The 15,134-nt window shown below is 73.5% G+C and carries 14 protein-coding genes; 5 read left to right on the forward strand and 9 right to left on the reverse strand.

Features of this window, described 5'->3' with window-relative positions; all coding sequences use genetic code 11:
* Positions 1 to 335 precede the first annotated feature (335 nt).
* Positions 336 to 530, reverse strand: coding sequence for a CsbD family protein (locus NBM05_RS14320; RefSeq protein WP_254168850.1), 195 nt, complete (start codon positions 528 to 530; stop codon positions 336 to 338).
* 260 nt (positions 531 to 790) lie between these two features.
* On the opposite strand from NBM05_RS14320, the gene NBM05_RS14325 reads away from it, so the two are divergent.
* A complete protein-coding gene (locus NBM05_RS14325) occupies positions 791 to 2,782 on the forward strand; it encodes an APC family permease (protein ID WP_254168852.1) in 1,992 nt (663 codons plus the stop codon).
* 178 nt (positions 2,783 to 2,960) lie between these two features.
* Here NBM05_RS14325 and NBM05_RS14330 read toward each other — a convergent pair whose 3' ends face one another.
* From NBM05_RS14330 to NBM05_RS14340, 3 genes are all read right to left on the reverse strand, one after another.
* Positions 2,961 to 4,076, reverse strand: a complete 1,116-nt coding sequence (locus tag NBM05_RS14330; RefSeq protein WP_254168854.1) for an NADH:flavin oxidoreductase/NADH oxidase — start codon at positions 4,074 to 4,076, stop codon at positions 2,961 to 2,963.
* 220 nt (positions 4,077 to 4,296) lie between these two features.
* Positions 4,297 to 5,616, reverse strand: coding sequence for a galactokinase (locus tag NBM05_RS14335; protein WP_254168876.1), 1,320 nt, complete (start codon positions 5,614 to 5,616; stop codon positions 4,297 to 4,299).
* The gene (locus NBM05_RS14340; protein ID WP_254168856.1) at positions 5,538 to 6,455 is read right to left on the reverse strand and encodes a TetR/AcrR family transcriptional regulator; all 918 of its coding nucleotides are present in this window, start codon (positions 6,453 to 6,455) and stop codon (positions 5,538 to 5,540) included. Before NBM05_RS14340 ends, NBM05_RS14335 begins: the two co-directional genes overlap by 79 nt.
* A 243-nt stretch (positions 6,456 to 6,698) precedes the next feature.
* Here NBM05_RS14340 and NBM05_RS14345 point away from each other — a divergent pair, with 243 nt between their 5' ends.
* Entirely contained in the window at positions 6,699 to 8,105 is a 1,407-nt protein-coding gene (locus NBM05_RS14345) for a DUF3100 domain-containing protein (protein ID WP_254168859.1), read from the forward strand.
* A 176-nt stretch (positions 8,106 to 8,281) separates the two neighbouring features.
* On the opposite strand, the gene NBM05_RS14350 is transcribed toward NBM05_RS14345, so the two are convergent.
* Positions 8,282 to 8,818, reverse strand: a complete 537-nt coding sequence (locus NBM05_RS14350; RefSeq protein ID WP_254168860.1) for a type 1 glutamine amidotransferase domain-containing protein — start codon at positions 8,816 to 8,818, stop codon at positions 8,282 to 8,284.
* 120 nt (positions 8,819 to 8,938) lie between these two features.
* Between NBM05_RS14350 and NBM05_RS14355 the strand changes: the two genes are divergently transcribed.
* Both NBM05_RS14355 and NBM05_RS14360 read left to right on the forward strand, forming a co-directional pair.
* Positions 8,939 to 10,591 (forward strand): Na+/H+ antiporter, encoded by a 1,653-nt coding sequence (locus NBM05_RS14355; RefSeq protein ID WP_254168862.1) that lies wholly within the window; start codon positions 8,939 to 8,941, stop codon positions 10,589 to 10,591.
* A gap of 12 nt (positions 10,592 to 10,603) precedes the next feature.
* Positions 10,604 to 10,792, forward strand: coding sequence for a hypothetical protein (locus NBM05_RS14360; RefSeq protein WP_254168864.1), 189 nt, complete (start codon positions 10,604 to 10,606; stop codon positions 10,790 to 10,792).
* Here NBM05_RS14360 and NBM05_RS14365 read toward each other — a convergent pair.
* The gene (locus NBM05_RS14365; RefSeq protein ID WP_254168866.1) at positions 10,789 to 11,331 is read right to left on the reverse strand and encodes a MarR family winged helix-turn-helix transcriptional regulator; all 543 of its coding nucleotides are present in this window, start codon (positions 11,329 to 11,331) and stop codon (positions 10,789 to 10,791) included. The two genes, NBM05_RS14360 and NBM05_RS14365, sit on opposite strands and share 4 nt — an antisense overlap.
* Positions 11,332 to 11,562: 231 nt before the next feature.
* Between NBM05_RS14365 and NBM05_RS14370 the strand changes: the two genes are divergently transcribed.
* A complete protein-coding gene (locus NBM05_RS14370; RefSeq protein ID WP_254168868.1) occupies positions 11,563 to 12,582 on the forward strand; it encodes a serine hydrolase in 1,020 nt (339 codons plus the stop codon).
* A gap of 97 nt (positions 12,583 to 12,679) precedes the next feature.
* Here the strand turns inward: NBM05_RS14370 and NBM05_RS14375 are convergent, their stop codons facing one another.
* The 3 genes from NBM05_RS14375 to NBM05_RS14385 form a co-directional block, all read right to left on the reverse strand.
* On the reverse strand, positions 12,680 to 13,342 hold the full coding sequence (locus NBM05_RS14375; RefSeq protein WP_254168870.1) for a LuxR C-terminal-related transcriptional regulator: 663 nt from the start codon (positions 13,340 to 13,342) through the stop codon (positions 12,680 to 12,682).
* A 95-nt stretch (positions 13,343 to 13,437) separates the two neighbouring features.
* A complete protein-coding gene (locus tag NBM05_RS14380) occupies positions 13,438 to 14,784 on the reverse strand; it encodes a sensor histidine kinase (RefSeq protein ID WP_254168872.1) in 1,347 nt (448 codons plus the stop codon).
* Positions 14,785 to 14,854: 70 nt separating this feature from the next.
* Positions 14,855 to 15,031, reverse strand: coding sequence for a hypothetical protein (locus tag NBM05_RS14385; RefSeq protein ID WP_254168874.1), 177 nt, complete (start codon positions 15,029 to 15,031; stop codon positions 14,855 to 14,857).
* Between the last annotated feature and the right edge of the window lie 103 nt (positions 15,032 to 15,134).

Here is a 15,134-nt window from a genome sequence, read left to right on the forward strand (position 1 = left end):
TGGTGCCGGCGTCGCCGCGGCCGGGGACGGAGGCGGCGGGGCCGGAGCCGATGGCGTCGGAGCCGGAAGTGCCGGAAGCATCGGAACCGGTGGCGCTGGGGGATGGCGACGACGTCGCGGCGGGGGGGGGGGGGGGGGGGGGCGGGGCCTTCCGTGGGGGGGCGGTGGGGGCGGGGGGGGCGGGGGGGCGGGGGGGGGGGGGGGGGGGGGCAGGGGGGGGGGGGGCGGGTCGGGGGGGTGCCCCGGGGCCTCGGCGCCGGGGGGTTAAACCCCCCGTGGCGGGTCCCCTGGTGGTGACCCGCCACGGGCACGTCGGGCGTCAGGCGCCCACGGAGCTACTTGGTGAACTTGTCACCGATGTTCCGTGCGGCGTCCTTGACCTTCTCCGCGCCGTCCTTGAAGGCGGCGCTGACCTGATCGGCCTTGCCCTCGTTCTTCAGGTCGTCGTTGCCCACGGCCTGACCGACCTTTTCCTTGGCGGTGCCGGAGGCATCCTGTGCCTTGTTCTCTGCCTTGTCCTCGATACCCATGGGCTCTCCTTCCTTCGCCGGAAGCTCCCCTCTGTGCCGCCCGATCAGATCGGGAGGGGGAGCCGCCTCTTGGTCCTCACCCTAGGCGACTCGCCCCCCGCTGTGAACCGCTCGCCGGGCGCTCGCGGCCGGTGTTCACGGTTGGCTCAAAAGACGGCGCAGAAAGTCGGCCGCCCGGGGGCTCCGCCGGGTCCGCGCGGGTGTATGTTCTCCTCGGGACGTCCACCGGCGCCCCACTGGTCAGTGAAGGACACGTCACGATGGGCACCACCCTGTCTGGCGAGACCCGCTCCTCCGGGACGCAGAACCCCGGGCCGCCCGCCTCGCGCACGCAGCGCTTTCGCTCCTGGTTCCTCTCCGAGGAGTCGTCGGTCCACGGCGACCTCCAGGGTCCCCACGGCCGCCGCCCCGCCGACCGGGAGGGCCACCCGTGGTGGAAGGTCATGTGCCTGTCCGGCGTCGACTACTTCTCCACGCTCGGCTACCAGCCCGCGATCGCGGCGCTCGCGGCCGGGCTGCTCTCGCCCTTCGCGACCCTCGTCCTGGTCGTGGTGACCCTGGGCGCCGCGCTGCCGATCTACCTCCGGGTGGCCCGCGAGTCCCCTCGGGGCGCGGGCTCCATCCGCATGCTGGAGCGGATGCTCTCGAGCTGGTCGGCCAAGCTCTTCGTGCTCGTGCTGCTGGGCTTCACCGTCACCGACTTCATGATCACCATGACGCTGTCCACCGCCGACGCCGCCGCTCACATCGAGGCCAACCCCTTCGCCCCCGCGTGGCTCCACGACCACCGCGTGCTCATCACCCTGGCCCTGCTGGCCCTGCTCGCCGCCGTCTTCCTCCGCGGCTTCCGCGAGACCATCAACCTCGCGGTCTGGCTCGTGGGGGTCTTCCTGGCGCTCAACGTGGTGGTGATCGGGGCCGCCGCGCTCAGGATCGCCGCGCAGCCCGGGCTGCTGTCCGGGTGGTCGAGCGCGGCGCTGACCTCCCACGGCAGCCCGTGGTTCGCGATCGCCCTGGTGCTGCTCGTGTTCCCCAAGCTCGCCCTGGGCCTGTCCGGGTTCGAGACCGGCGTCCTCGTCATGCCGCAGATCCGCGGCGAGGGGGCGACGCCGGCCGCCCGGACCCGCTCCCGGATCCGGGGCGCCGGGAAGCTGCTGACCGCCGCGGCCGTCACCATGTCGGCCCTGCTGGCCAGCTCCTCGCTCGTCACCGCCGTGCTGATCCCCCAGGAGCAGTTCCGGCCCGGCGGGCAGGCGGACGGCCGCGCCCTGGCCTACCTCGCCCACGAGCTGCTGGGGGAGGCCTTCGGCACCGCCTACGACGTCTCCACCAGCCTGATCCTCTGGTTCGCCGGCGCCTCGGCGATGGCGGGCCTGCTGAACCTCGTGCCGCGCTACCTCCCGCGCTACGGCATGGCGCCGGAGTGGGCGCGCGCCTCCCGGCCGCTGGTCCTCGTGTTCTCCGCGATCGCCGTCGTGGTCACGCTCATCTTCGACGCCGACGTCGAGGCCCAGGGCGGCGCCTACGCCACCGGGGTGCTGGTGCTCATGACCAGCGCCGGCGTCGCGGTCACGCTCTCGGCCAAGATGGCGCACCAGCGCGGCTGGTTCCTGTTCTACGGCGCGGTGGCCACGACGTTCGTGTACGTCACCGTCGCCAACATGATCGAGCGGCCGGACGGGCTGCGGATCGCGCTGGTGTTCATCGCGGGCATCCTCGCGGTCTCCCTGCTCTCCCGGTGGGCCCGCTCCTACGAGCTGCGCACGACGTCGGTGACCCTCGACGCCGCGGCCGAGGAGCTGATCCGCGCCCGCCCGGGCCGGCCCCTCCACCTGATCGCGCACAAGCCGGACAACTGCACCCTGGCCGACTACATCGAGAAGCGGCAGCGGGAGGGGCGCTCCCACAAGATGGGCGCGGAGAAGAACATCCTCTTCGTCGAGGTCACGATCGCGGATCCCTCCGAGTTCCGGAGCGAGCTGCACGTGGAGGGGCGCACGGTGGGGCGCTACGGGGTGCTGTACCTGAGCGGGGCCACGGTGCCCAACGACATCGCCGCGCTCGCGCTGCGGATCCGCGACATGACGGGCCAGATCCCGCACCTCTACCTCGACTGGAGCAGGGGGTCCCCGCTGCGCAACACGCTCGACTTCCTCCTCTTCGGCCAGGGGCAGATCGCGCCCACGGCCCACGAGGTCCTGCGCCGGGCCGAGCCCGACGAGAAGCGGCGTCCCGTGGTCCACGTGTCCTGAGGCGGCGGGCCGCCCGGCCCCGCCCCCGTGCCCCAGCCCCCCCCCCCGCCCGGCCTGCGCGCCGTCGTCGTCCGCCCCGGCTCCACAGCGCCGCCGCCCGCCCCGGATCGCTCGCCCCGCACCGCCGCCCGCCCCGGATCCCGGGACGGGCGGCGTCGGACGTCGGATGCGGCGGGTCCTACCGCCGGGCGCGGGCGTACTGGCCCGGCCAGGCGGTCTCCTGGCCCAGGGCCCGCGCGGCGTTCAGGGCCCAGCGCGGGTCCCGCAGCGCCTCGCGGCCGAGGCTCACGGCGTCGGCCTGGTCCGAGGCGAGGATGTGCTCGGCCTGCACCGGGTCGGTGATGATCCCGACGGCGCTGGTGGGCACTCCGGTCTCGCGGCGGATGTGCTCGGCGAACACGGTCTGGTAGCCGGGGCCCGGGCGCACCTGCGGGGCCGCCAGGTTGCCGCCGGAGGAGACGTCGACCATGTCCACGCCGAGCGCGCGGGCCCGCGCGACGAACTCCGTGATGTCCGCCAGGTCCTCGGCGTTGGCCGTCCGGGCCTCCTCGGTGTCCGTCGGCTCGCGCCAGTCCACCGCGGAGACCCGGAGCAGCAGGGGCAGCTCCTCGGGCAGCTCCGCGCGCACGGCCTCGACCACGCGCAGCGGGAAACGCATGCGGTCCTCGAGGCTCTCCCCGCCCCAGCGGTCCGAGCGGGTGTTCACGCGGCGCTGCAGGAACTCGTGCAGCAGGTAGCCGTGGGCGGCGTGGATCTGGACCGTGTCGACGCCGGCCGCCACCGCGCGGCGGGTGGACTCGCCGAAGGCGCGGACCGTCTCCTCGATCTCCTCCTCGGTCAGCGCGTGCGGGGCCGGGAAGTCGCCGAAGGGCTCGGTGGTCGGGGCGAGGGTCTGCCACGCGCCGTCGTCCTCGGCCAGGGGGCCGCCGGACAGGCCCGGGAGGTCCCCGGAGGTCGAGGCCTTGCGGCCCGCGTGGGCCAGCTGGATGCCGAACTTGGCCCCTTCGCCGTGCTCGTGGACGAAGTCGGCGATCCGCGCGAAGGAGGCCTGCTGCTCGTCGTCCCACAGTCCGAGGTCGCGCGGGGAGATGCGGCCCTCGGGGACCACCGCGGTGGCCTCGGCCAGCACGAGCGAGAAGCCGCCGGTCGCGAACGAGCCGAGGTGCATCAGGTGCCAGTCGGTGGGCACGCCGTCCGCGCCGGCCGAGTACTGGCACATCGGGGCGATCAGCGCGCGGTTCTTCAGGTCCAGGGACCGCAGGGTCAGAGGACGGAAAAGCTGGGAGTATGCCAACGAATTTTCCTTTCCGGATCACGTATCTTCCGCTTCAGGAAACCCGGTTCGCGGAGGTTGTATTCCGGTGTCCGCCCAGGGCTGATCCGCGGGGCCGGCCGGCGGCGACGTCGCGCACCTGCCGCCTCGTCCGCGGTCGTGCGTCCGGCGTCGCCCGCCGCCCCGCGTCCTGATGCCGCCCGTCGTCGCGCGTCCCGGTGCCGCCCCGCGTCGTCGGCGGCTACGCGTCCCGGTCCGCCGGGCGCCCCGGGGCCAGGGGGAGGAAGACGGGGCTGACGAAGCCGCGCTCGGCAAAGGCGTCGGCCACGGCCTGCGCCGTCGGGTTCAGGCGGTCGGCCTCGACCAGCGCCAGGACCGCCCCGCCGAACCCGCCGCCCACGAGCCGGGCGCCCAGCGCGCCCTCGGCCAGGCAGGTGTCCACCGCGACGTCGAGCTCCGCCCGGGAGGCCCCCAGGTCGTCCCGCATCGAGGCGTGCGACTCGGTGAACAGCTCGCCCAGCTCGGCCCACGTGGCCTCGGTGACGGGCATCCGGTCCACGAACAGCGCGCGCGCCCGCTCGACCAGGACCATGTCCGTGAACACGTGCCGGATCCAGGTGCGCAGCGTCCGCTCGCCCACGGAGTCGCGGATCGAGGGCTCGGCGACGCAGCGGTCCAGGGTCTCCTCGACGACGAGGTGCCGGGCCGTGCGCGCCGCCGCGGCGTCGAGCTCCGGGAACGCGATCTCGGCGGGCAGCAGCGCGCGCAGGTTCTCGACGCCGGCCGCCCGCGTGACGTCCTCGCAGGCCTGGCGGCGGCTGGAGTACTGGCCGTCCGCGAGGTCGTGCGGCGCGCGGGTGTCGATGACCAGGAACTTCAGCCCGGCGCCGGTGGCGTCGATGCGCACGGCCTCGATCGAGAGGTCGCGGAAGTCGATCACGAGCGCCTCGCCCGGCAGCGAGCGCAGGGCCGCGGTGTGGTCGAGCCCGCCGGTGCGGGCGCCCGCGACGCGGTTCTCCGCGTCCATGCTGACGGCGGCCAGCCGGGCGCGCAGGGCGTCGTTGTCCGGCCCGCAGCCGCCCACCGGCAGCGGGACCAGCGCTGCGGCCGCGCGCAGGGGGCAGGAGAGCTCGAGGAGGGCGAGCGCCGTCGAGGACAGCAGGGCCGCGGAGGAGGAGAGGCCGCCGCCCACGGGGACCGTGGAGTCGACCAGCAGGTCCGCGCCGAACTCGGCCGGCAGCGCGATGTCTGCCCCGCCCTGCTGGTTCATCGCCCAGGCGACGCCGCCTACGTAGGCGAACCAGCCGGAGACGTTCCCCGGCGCGATCTCCGCGATCCGGGCCTCGGCGTGCTCGGCCATCTGCAGCGACTCGGCGTGCAGGACGCCGTCGCGGCGCAGCCGGCCGGCCACGAGCGTGCGGTAGGGCAGCGGCGTCGGCATGCACGAGCCGCCGTTGAAGTCCACGTACTCGCCGAGCAGGTTCAGCCGGCCGGGCGCGGACCAGACGCCGTCGGGCTCACCGCCGAAGCGGGCCGTGAACTCCGCGCGGAGGGCGGCCACCTTCGCCGCGTGGTCCGGCAGGGTGGCCCAGTGGGCTGCGGCGTGGACCTCGGACATGCTGGGTGGCTCTTTTCTGGCGACGACGAAGGCTGCGGGGCTCGGACGCCGGGCGTTCGGACGTCGGGCCCGGGGCGCGGCGGTGCGCCCGGGCGGCGAGCACCACCACAGTTTAGAGGAACACGCCCCGCAGCACCGCCCGCACCCCGAACGCGCAGGCCTCGGCCCCGGCACCCGCGGGCGTCCGGGCCCCGGCCCCCGCCCCGGCGCCGCGCCGCCGCGCCGTGCCTCCTCCGGCCCCCGGGCCGCCGGCCTCCGGGGCCCGACGCCGCGGCGCCCGCCCGGGCCAGGTCCTGCTCCGTCCCCACGAAGCCCAGCACCACGTGCAGGACGGTCCGCGCCGCCCAGCCGGCGCGCTCCGGGCCGACCCCGGCGGACTCCAGGACCCCGGCGATCGCGGCCAGGGGCGGCACCGCGTCCGGGCGGAGGGCCAGGGCGAGGGAGACGACGTCGGCGGCGTCGGGGATCTCGACGAGGCGCTCGCGCACCAGCAGGGCCCGGCGCAGGGCCTCCTCGGCGGCGGCCGCGGACCCGGGCTCGGCGTCCGGAGGCAGGACGGGGGAGGGCCCGGTCGGGGCCGGGGGCTCGACGTCGTGCGGGGCGCCCAGCATCCGCTGCGCGAGCTGGGCCAGCAGCTCCTGCTTGCTCTTCACGTGGTAGTAGAGCGCGCCCGGCGCGACCTCCAGCTCGCCGGCGATCCGGCGCATCGAGAGGTCCCCGAGGCCGTAGGCGCTCAGGAGGTCCAGGGCGGTGTCAAGGATGCGCTCGCGGGTCAGGGCCACCCCACGAGTCTAGCCGCGGCGGCCCGGGCGGGGGCGCAGGGGGCGCCTCCCCGCCCGGGATGCGGACCCGAGCACCCGGGAGGCCGGCGCGGCACCCCGGATGTGAGCGCGGATACGTCTCATATCGTTTCCGCGGCATGCATTGATCAGGCACAATGATCTCGGGCCGGCGACGTGACGCGGACGACACCTCCGACGCCGGTGGTCACCCTGCTCCCGTCCTAGCCCGAAGCGAGAAGTCTGATGCACGAACCACCCCGCCCCTCGAAGGCCTCCTCGACGGCGGCCCCGCGGGCGACGGACCCGGCGGCCGCGGAGGCCGAGGCCCCGATCCGGTACTCCCTCGGCGGCGGCCGCCTGTGGATCCTCGTGGCCCTCATCGTGGCGGTCTCCGCGGCGGCGCAGGCGATCGGCCCCCTCGAGGTCCCGCTCGGCCAGACGGCGTCGATCGCGTTCCTGCCGATGATCTGGGCGCTGGTCATCGGCGCGGTCATCTCCATCCAGCGCATCAGGCCGCTGGCGGTCAACCTTCAGCACGCGGCCGGCGTCATCATGGCGGTCGCCGTGCTGGTGCTCACCGCGCGGCTCTCGCTCACCATGGGCCCCAACCTGCCCGTGATCCTCCAGGCGGGGCCCGCGCTGCTGCTGCAGGAGTTCGGCAACGTCCTGGGTGCCATCGTGCTGGCCCTGCCGCTGGCCGTCCTGCTCCGGATGGGGCCGGCCACGGTCGGCGCGACCTTCTCGATCGACCGCGAGGCGGCCTTCGCGATGGTCACGGAGCGGTTCGGCGCCAACTCCCCGCAGTACCGCGGGGTGCTGTCGATGTACGTCTTCGGCTCGGTGTTTGGGGCCGTCATCGTGACCCTGACCGCGACGCTGGCCTCCTCCATCGGCCTGTTCGACCCCCGCGCGCTCGCGATGGGCGCCGGCGTCGGGTCCGGGTCGATGATGGCGGCGGGCGCGGCGGCCGTCGCGGCGGCCCACCCGGAGATGCAGGAGCAGGTCCTCGCGCTCGCGGCCTCGGCCAACCTCGTGGCGAGCCTCGCGGGCATCTACCTCGGCGTGTGGATCTCGCTGCCGCTCGCGGACCGCTTCTACCGGCTGCTCACGCGCGGCGGGACGGTCGCGCAGCCGCGGCCCCGCACGGCCGTCACCGAGTCCGTGGTCACGACGGCGCGCGCGGTGGGCCAGACGCTGATGAAGACGCCCGACGTCCGCCTGCCGCTGTGGAACTCCCTGGCGATCTTCTGCGGCGCCGGGGTGGTCGTCGCGGCGATCGCGGCCCGCTCGTTCTCCTGGGGCATGGTCGCGACCTACGCGCTGCTCGGCCTGCTCGTCGCGCTGAGCCTCGGCATCGCGAAGGTCACCCGCGGCAAGGTCCCCGCGCTGATCGTGGTGGTGACCGTCGGCGTGCTGGCCACGGCGCCGATCTCGCCGGTCGCGCCCTGGATCGCCCAGGCCTCCGAGTCGGTGAACTTCCTCTCGGTCATCACCGTGATGCTCGCCGTGGCGGGCCTCAGCGTGGGCAAGGACATCCCCATGCTCCGGACCATCGGGTGGAAGATCGTCCCCGTCGGCATCGTGGTCATCGCCGCGACGTTCCTGGCCTCGACGCTGATCGCGCACGTGATGCTGACCCTCTGGGGGTGAGCGGCTCGCCCGGGGCGGTCCCGGGGGCAGACGACGCGAGGGGAGGCCGGGCGGGCTCGCGGCCCGTCCGGCCTCCCCTCGCGGAAGGCCGTGCGGCGGACCCGGGGCCGGAGGCTTACTCCGGTCCCGGGTCGGCGGCGCACCGGCGTCGTCAGCCGGCCGGTGACGTCAGCGGATCAGCTGAGCGCCTTGACGATCTCGGCGCTGAACGCCTCGAGGTCGTCGGGGTTGCGGCTGGTGATCAGGTTGTTGTCGACCACGACCTGCGAGTCCTGCCACTGCGCGCCCGCGTTCTGCAGGTCGACGCGGATGGACTGGAACGAGGTGAGGGAGCGGCCCTTCAGCGCGTCGGCCTCGGCGAGGATCCAGGGGCCGTGGCAGATGGCCGCCACGGTCTTGCCCTCGCGCAGGAACGCCTTGACGAAGTCGGTGGCGCCCTCGGCGATCCGGATCGTGTCGGCGTTGACGGTGCCGCCGGGCAGCACCAGCGCGTCGTAGTCGTCCGGGTTCGCGTCCGAGAGCGCGACGTCGACGTCGAAGGAGTCGGCGTGGTCCCAGTCGCCCTTCATCGCGGTGAGCTGCTCACCGGCGGGGGAGACGATGTGGGTCGTGGCGCCGGCGTCGTCGAGGGCCTTGCGGGGTTCGGTCAGCTCGACCTGCTCCACACCGTTGGTGAGGAGGAAGGCGACCTTCTTGGAGGACAGATCTGCCATGGTGTTTCCTTCCATGAGGGGTACGGGGACAACCGTCTCCGACGCTACGCCGGAGTCATCCGGGGCTGAACCCCCGTACGCTGTCCGCGCAAGCGGCCCCGACTGCGTAGCATTCCTAGTGTGGAATTCCTGATCGTACTCATCGCCATCCTGCTGGCCACCGTCGTCCTGGTGGGCGTGGGCGATCGGTTCAACCTGCCCTGGCCGGTGCTGCTGACGATCGCGACCGGGGCCGTCATCTTCGTCCCGGGCGTCCCGCAGGTCGATCTCGACGCCGAGCTCATCCTGCCGATCTTCCTCCCGCCGCTGCTCTGGGCCCTGGGCCAGCGGGCGAGCTGGCAGATGTTCCGCACCAACTGGCGCGCGATCGTGGTCTACTCCGTGGTCCTGGTGGTCATCACCATCCTCGCCGTCATCTGGACGGCTCTGATCTTCATCCCCGGGATCACCATCGCGGCCGCCGTGGCGATCGGCGCCGCCGTGGCCCCGCCCGACCCCGTCGCGGTCGAGGCCGTCGCCGAGCCCGTGGGGATCCCGCGGCGCATCGTGGCGACCCTGCAGACGGAGGGCCTGTTCAACGACGCCGTCTCGCTGGTCGCCTTCCAGGCCGCCCTCGCGGCGATCACCAGCCACAGCCACCTGTCCCCGGGGGCGCTGGGGCTCCAGTTCGTCTACACCGCGATCGCCGCGGTGGCCGTGGGGCTGGCGATGGGCTGGCTCGGCGCGCTGGGGCGCCGGCACCTCGCGCACGGCGTCGGGCGCTCCGCGCTGACGCTGGTCATCCCGTTCGCCGTCTACATCGTCGCCGAGGAGGTGGCGGCCTCCGGCGTGATCGCGGTGGTGGTCGCGGCGGTCCAGATGTCCAGCTCCAAGGGCGACCTCGAGCCCGAGGACCGGCTGACGGGTGCGGCCTTCTGGGAGGTCGTGGAGATGCTGCTGACCGGCGTCGCCTTCGGCCTGATCGGTCTGCAGCTGCGCCAGGTGATCGACGACGCCGGGGACCGGATCGGGGAGATGGTGCTGCACGGGGTGATCATCTCCGCCGTGGTGATCCTGCTGCGGCTGGCCTGGATGCTGCTCATCGCCGCGCTGGGCAAGATGAGCCGCTCCCCGCGCCCGCTCACGCCCCGCACCTTCGGGGAGTCCCTCGTGATGACCTGGGCGGGAATGCGCGGGCTGGTCACGCTGGCGCTCGCGCTCTCGCTGCCCGTGGAGGACTTCCCGTTCCACGCCGAGGGGCTGGTGATCGCCGCCGTCGTGCTGCTGTTCACCATGGTCTTCCCCGGCCTGACCCTGCCGCTGCTGGTGCGCATCCTGGGCCTGGGGCAGGAGGACTGGCAGGACCGGCAGGAGCGTCGGCTGCTCGAGCGGGCCCAGCGCGCGGCCCTGAGCTCGCTCAAGCACGAGGCCGAGGAGGCCCCGCCCGAGGTCGTGGCCACGGTGACCGAGATGTACCGGCGCATGGTGCCCAAGAAGCCCTCGGAGGTCGAGGACCAGGAGGCCTACCGCCGCCAGATGAAGGAGCGGAAGCGCCGCCGCGCGATCTTCACCAAGGTCCGCGACACCGCGCTCTCGGCCGCGCAGGACGAGGTCATCCGGGCCCGCTCCGACCGCGGCGTGGACCCCGCCGTGGTGGACCGCGTGCTGCACCAGCTCGACCAGATGGCCGCGGTCAGCAACCCCGAGATGTACTCCATGATCTCCGTGACCAGGCAGTCCGGAACCGGGAACAAGAACCCGCGGCCCGAGGGACGGGCTCCCGGCGAAGCATGATGGAATAGGACCATGAACTTCCGAGCCTTCCTCACGCCCGCCTACCTGACCTCGCTCGTGCTGCTGCTGCTCGGGGCGATCCTCGTCTCCACGGGACTGGGCGTGCTCGGCTGGCTGATCCTCCTGGTCGGGATGGCGCTGAACGTGGTGGCCGCCTCCGTGACCGCCAACCGCGAGGCGCTGCGCCGCACCGAGCGCTAGTCCCCCTCCCGCTCCAGCCGCTCGCCCACCCGGGCGAAGATCCTCTCCAGCTGCGCGGTCTCCTCCTCGGTGAGGTGCCGCATGAACAGCTCGCGCACGTGGCGGCGGTGCGCGCGCCGGGCGGCGGTGAAGACCTCGACGCCGTGCTCGGTCAGCTCCGCCAGCGTGGCCCGGCCGTCCTCGGGGTCCTCGACGCGGTGGATGATGCCCCGCCCGCACAGGTTGCTCACCTGGTAGCTCAGCCGCGAGGGTGAGAAGACCATGCCCCGGGCCAGATCGCCCAGCCGGAGGCGGCGGTCGGGGGCCGAATAGAGCATCAGGCACAGGTTGTAGTCGGCCAGCCGGAGCTCCGACTGCTTGCGCAGGAGCACCTCGAGGCGGTTCTGGAGGGCCTGGGAGGTCTCGAAGTACTGCCGCCACGCGCGGATCTGCGCCGGCGTCAGGACGGCGTCGGAGGACGCTCCCCGTGCTCGCGGGCCGAGGCCCGACGCGAGGGCCTCCGGGGGGTCGGCGGAATCGCCGAACGGCTCGTCGGGCATGTCCACGATGTGCTCCCTGGTGCATCCGATGGCGGCCGGGTGCGGCCGCGGCTCCCACCGCGGCGCTCGCGCGCCGTGCGGTGCTGTCTCTCCCTCCATTTTACGGCGCACGAGGAGGGGACTCACCCTCCCCTCCTGCGTATATTCCGCAATCGATATGTGTTGAGCATCGCGGAGCGATAGCTCACGATCGGTTGGCCTCGACCCTCGCGCATCCCTAGGGTGAGGGGCATGTCTGACGAAATCCGAGGCCCGGCGGCCGGCCGGCCCGCGAGCGACCTCGCCGAGCCCGATCCCGCCACGGCCGTGGGCGGTGCCCCGGGCGGCGCGGTGATGGGGCGGCGTCGTGCCCTGGGGATCGGCGCCTCCGCCCTGCTGACCGGCGCCCTGCTGGCCGCGTGCGGCGGGCGGGGGGAGCAGGAGGCGGCTCCCAGCGTGAGCGGCGCCCCGAGCGACGAGGCCGGGGACAGGATCACCCCCGCCCTCGAGGAGATCGCCGCGCGGTACGGCGCCGCGCTGAGCCTGGCCGGATACGACCACGACGCCGGGGTGCTCTACCGCTTCGACGCCCAGGAGCAGAGCTTCGAGGCGAGCATCGTCAAGGTGCCCATCGCGCTGTCGGTGATGCGGCGCGCCGCCGAGGAGGGCGGCCGGCTGAGCGACCTGCAGCGCGACCTCGTCGTCAGGTCGGTGGGCTACTCGGACAACCTGGCCACCGCCGAGCTGTTCCGCTCGCTCGCGGTGCAGGGCGAGTACCTCTCGGAGCAGGGTCCCGACGATCCCGGCGACCCCGCGCTGCAGGAGGAGGAGGCCCGGAAGTCCTCCGACGTCCTGAACGAGACCTATGGCCTGCTCGGGGTCGAGGGGACCCGCGCCGAGGGGTCCTGGGGGGACAACGAGACGCACGCTGCCGACCAGGTGCAGATCGTGCGCGGGATCGTCGACGGCGTCGACTGGGTCGACGCCGGGGACCTGGACTTCCTGACGAGCGTCATGACGCCGGAGGACGAGTCGCAGAACTGGGGCGTCGGGGCCATGATCGGGGGCGAGGACGTCACGGACGTGGACGTCAAGAACGGCTGGATCCAGGACGACTCCGGGGCCTGGCACATCAACTCGATGGGAGCGGTCTTCCGCGGGGACCGGTCGTATTCCGTGGCGGTCATATCCCACGGCTTCGACGACCAGATGGTCGGCCAGGAGGCTGCGAGCGAGGCGATCCGGGCCTACTTCGAGGGCAAGCTCGGCTGACCCGGCGCCTCTTTGCCGAGGACGGTCGGGAAGGCCGGGACGGCCCGCGCCTGGCCCCTATTTCCCGAGGAAGGCCATGACGGCCCCGCGCCCGGCGCTACTTGCCGAGGAAAGCCAGGACGGCCCGCACCCGGCGGTTCCCGGCGTCCGGATCCAGCCGCAGCTTGTCGAAGATGTTGCCGATGTGTTTGGCGACCGTGGCCGAGGAGACGTAGAGCTCCCGCTCGATCTCCGCGTTGGCCCGGCCCTGGGCCATCAGCTCCAGGATCTCCAGCTCCCGCGGGGTGAGGCTGCGCAGCGCCTCGGACCGGCTGTCGGCCGCGGCGTTGCCCATCAGGTGCTTCACGACATCGGGATCGATCACCGTCCCGCCCTCGGCCACCGTCTCCAGCGCGCGGGCGAAGTCCTCGATCCGCCCGACCCGGTCCTTCAGGAGGTAGCCCAGGCCGGTCGAGTCCTCCGAGAACAGCTCGCGGGCGTATGCGGCGGCGATGTACTGCGAGAGCACCAGCACGGGCATGCGGGGGTGGCGCTCCCGGATGCGGTGGGCCGCCTGGAGGCCGTCCGAGGTGTTGGTGGGCGGCATGCGCACGTCGGTGATGACGGCGTCGAGCCCCTGCTCGGCGGCCACCTCCTCCACGGTGCTGATCAGCGAGGGGGCGTCGGCCACTTGGCGGACCACCTCGTGCCCGAGCCGGGTGAGGACCATGACCAGGCCCTCGCGCAGGAGCGTGGAGTCTTCGGCGAGGACGATGCGCACGCGGGTCAGCCTTTCGTCGGTCCGTCTGCTGGCCGTCCCGCCGAGCCGCGGGGCCGGCGGACGGGCGGAGGAGCCGGGCCGAGGCAGGGGCCGCTTCAGAACCGCAGGGTACTCGCCCGCTCATCCTGGTTCAAGGGTAGCCGGAGGCGCAGCGTCGTCGGGCCACCGGGGGGCGAGTCGACCTCGACGGCGCCGCCCAGGGCCTCGGCGCGCTCGTTCAGGCCCGCGATGCCGCTGCCGCGGGCGGCGTCGGCCCCGCCCCGCCCGTCGTCGGCGATCTCCAGGCGGAGGGTTCCCTCGGCGGAGCGGGCGGTGATGCGCAGCCGGGTCGCCTCCGCGTGCTTCAGGGCGTTGGCGATCGCCTCGTTCGCGGCGTAGTAGGCCGTCCGCTCGGCGCTCCGGGGGAAGGGGTGCGCGGCGTCGTAGTCGAGCTCCACCGGCAGGATGCAGTTGTTGGCCAGCTCCTCCAGGGCCGCGCGCAGCCCGTGGTCCTCCAGCACGGCCGGGTAGATGCCGCGGACCGTGCTGCGCAGGGTCTGCAGCGCGTGGCGGGCCTGCTCCTGGGCGAGGGTCAGCTGCTCGCGCGCGCCGGCGGCGTCGGCCCCCTGCTGCTCGAGGCCCTTGAGGTCCAGCTCGACCATCCCGAGGCGCAGGCTGAGGTTCACCAGCTCCTGCTGGACGCCGTCGTGCAGGTCCCGCTCGATGCGGCGCCGCTCGCCCTCGAAGGACTCCATGATGCGGTCCCGCGAGCTGGCGAGCCGCACGACCTGGCGCTGGATCTCCTCGGGACGCGGGGCCAGCAGCGCCTTGGAGGCCGAGGCGGAGATCGCGGCCAGCAGGCCGTTGAGGTAGCCGAAGACGATCAGGGCCGCGAGGATCGCGAGGGCGACCATCCACCAGTCCTCCGGGCCGAGCTCGGGGACCTCGGCGTCCAGGGGGGCGAAGTTGCCCTCGTCGAGCCGCTCGTGGAGGACCCCCAGGTAGAGCAGCGCCCAGCCCATGGCCGCGAGGACGGCGACCTGCAGGAACAGCACGACGATGCTGAGCAGCCCGAAGATGCCGCCGACGACGGTGGCCAGCACCTCGCGCCAGGTCGCGGGCTCGCGGTAGCGCACCGCGATCCAGGACCAGAACGGGCGCAGCGGCATGCGCACGTGGCCGCTGTCCACGCCGTCGAACCCGAGGACCCAGAGCCGGCCGCGCTCGACGTAGCCGTACCAGAGGCCGACCAGCGGGATGATCGCGATGCACACCAGGGGCAGCAGGAGGATCAGTGGGGTGGTGACCGAGTGCGTGCTCAGCCCGCCCGTGACCATGATCAGGAGCAGCCCGCCCGCGAGCATGATGGCCGGCTGCATCGCCAGGGCGAACAGGGCGATCCACGGCCCCCCGGACAGCGCATAGAGGGGGCGGGCGAGCTGGCGCCACATGCTGATGGTCATGCCCCCATCATCCCGGAACGGCGGGCGGGGCGCAGGGGAGCGCGTTGGACCTCGTGGGGTAGGGATGGGTCTACCCCGCGGGCCGCTCGAGCCCGAAGAAGCCGCCGATCGCCTCGGCGGCCACGAGCACGCGCGTCCCCGGGCCCAGCGAGGCCGGCAGGTCGTGGGGCGCCGGGACGAGGTGGCCCATGCCGCGGACCGTCCACAGCTGCGTCGGCGCCCGCCCCGGGGCCTCCCAGGAGCTCACGACGACGCCGTCCCCCCGGTCCTCGCCCTCCGACTAGGCTTGATTCTCCCGGCTCCGAACCCACGAGAGGACGTTCCCATGCCCTACCGCCCCCGGCTCAAGG

It is taken from the genome of Rothia santali (genome assembly GCF_024199905.1).
Lineage (GTDB): Bacteria > Actinomycetota > Actinomycetes > Actinomycetales > Micrococcaceae > Rothia > Rothia santali.

Bases quoted from the DNA above. Each gene is read 5' to 3' on its own strand.
- NBM05_RS14320 (WP_254168850.1), bottom strand. From the start codon at position 530: ATGGGTATCGAGGACAAGGCAGAGAACAAGGCACAGGATGCCTCCGGC.
- NBM05_RS14350 (WP_254168860.1), bottom strand. From the start codon at position 8,818: ATGGCAGATCTGTCCTCCAAGAAGGTCGCCTTCCTCCTCACCAACGGT.
- NBM05_RS14365 (WP_254168866.1), bottom strand. From the start codon at position 11,331: ATGCCCGACGAGCCGTTCGGCGATTCCGCCGACCCCCCGGAGGCCCTC.
- NBM05_RS14370 (WP_254168868.1), top strand. From the start codon at position 11,563: ATGTCTGACGAAATCCGAGGCCCGGCGGCCGGCCGGCCCGCGAGCGAC.
- NBM05_RS14325 (WP_254168852.1), top strand. From the start codon at position 791: ATGGGCACCACCCTGTCTGGCGAGACCCGCTCCTCCGGGACGCAGAAC.
- NBM05_RS14380 (WP_254168872.1), bottom strand. From the start codon at position 14,784: ATGACCATCAGCATGTGGCGCCAGCTCGCCCGCCCCCTCTATGCGCTG.
- NBM05_RS14345 (WP_254168859.1), top strand. From the start codon at position 6,699: ATGCACGAACCACCCCGCCCCTCGAAGGCCTCCTCGACGGCGGCCCCG.
- NBM05_RS14360 (WP_254168864.1), top strand. From the start codon at position 10,604: ATGAACTTCCGAGCCTTCCTCACGCCCGCCTACCTGACCTCGCTCGTG.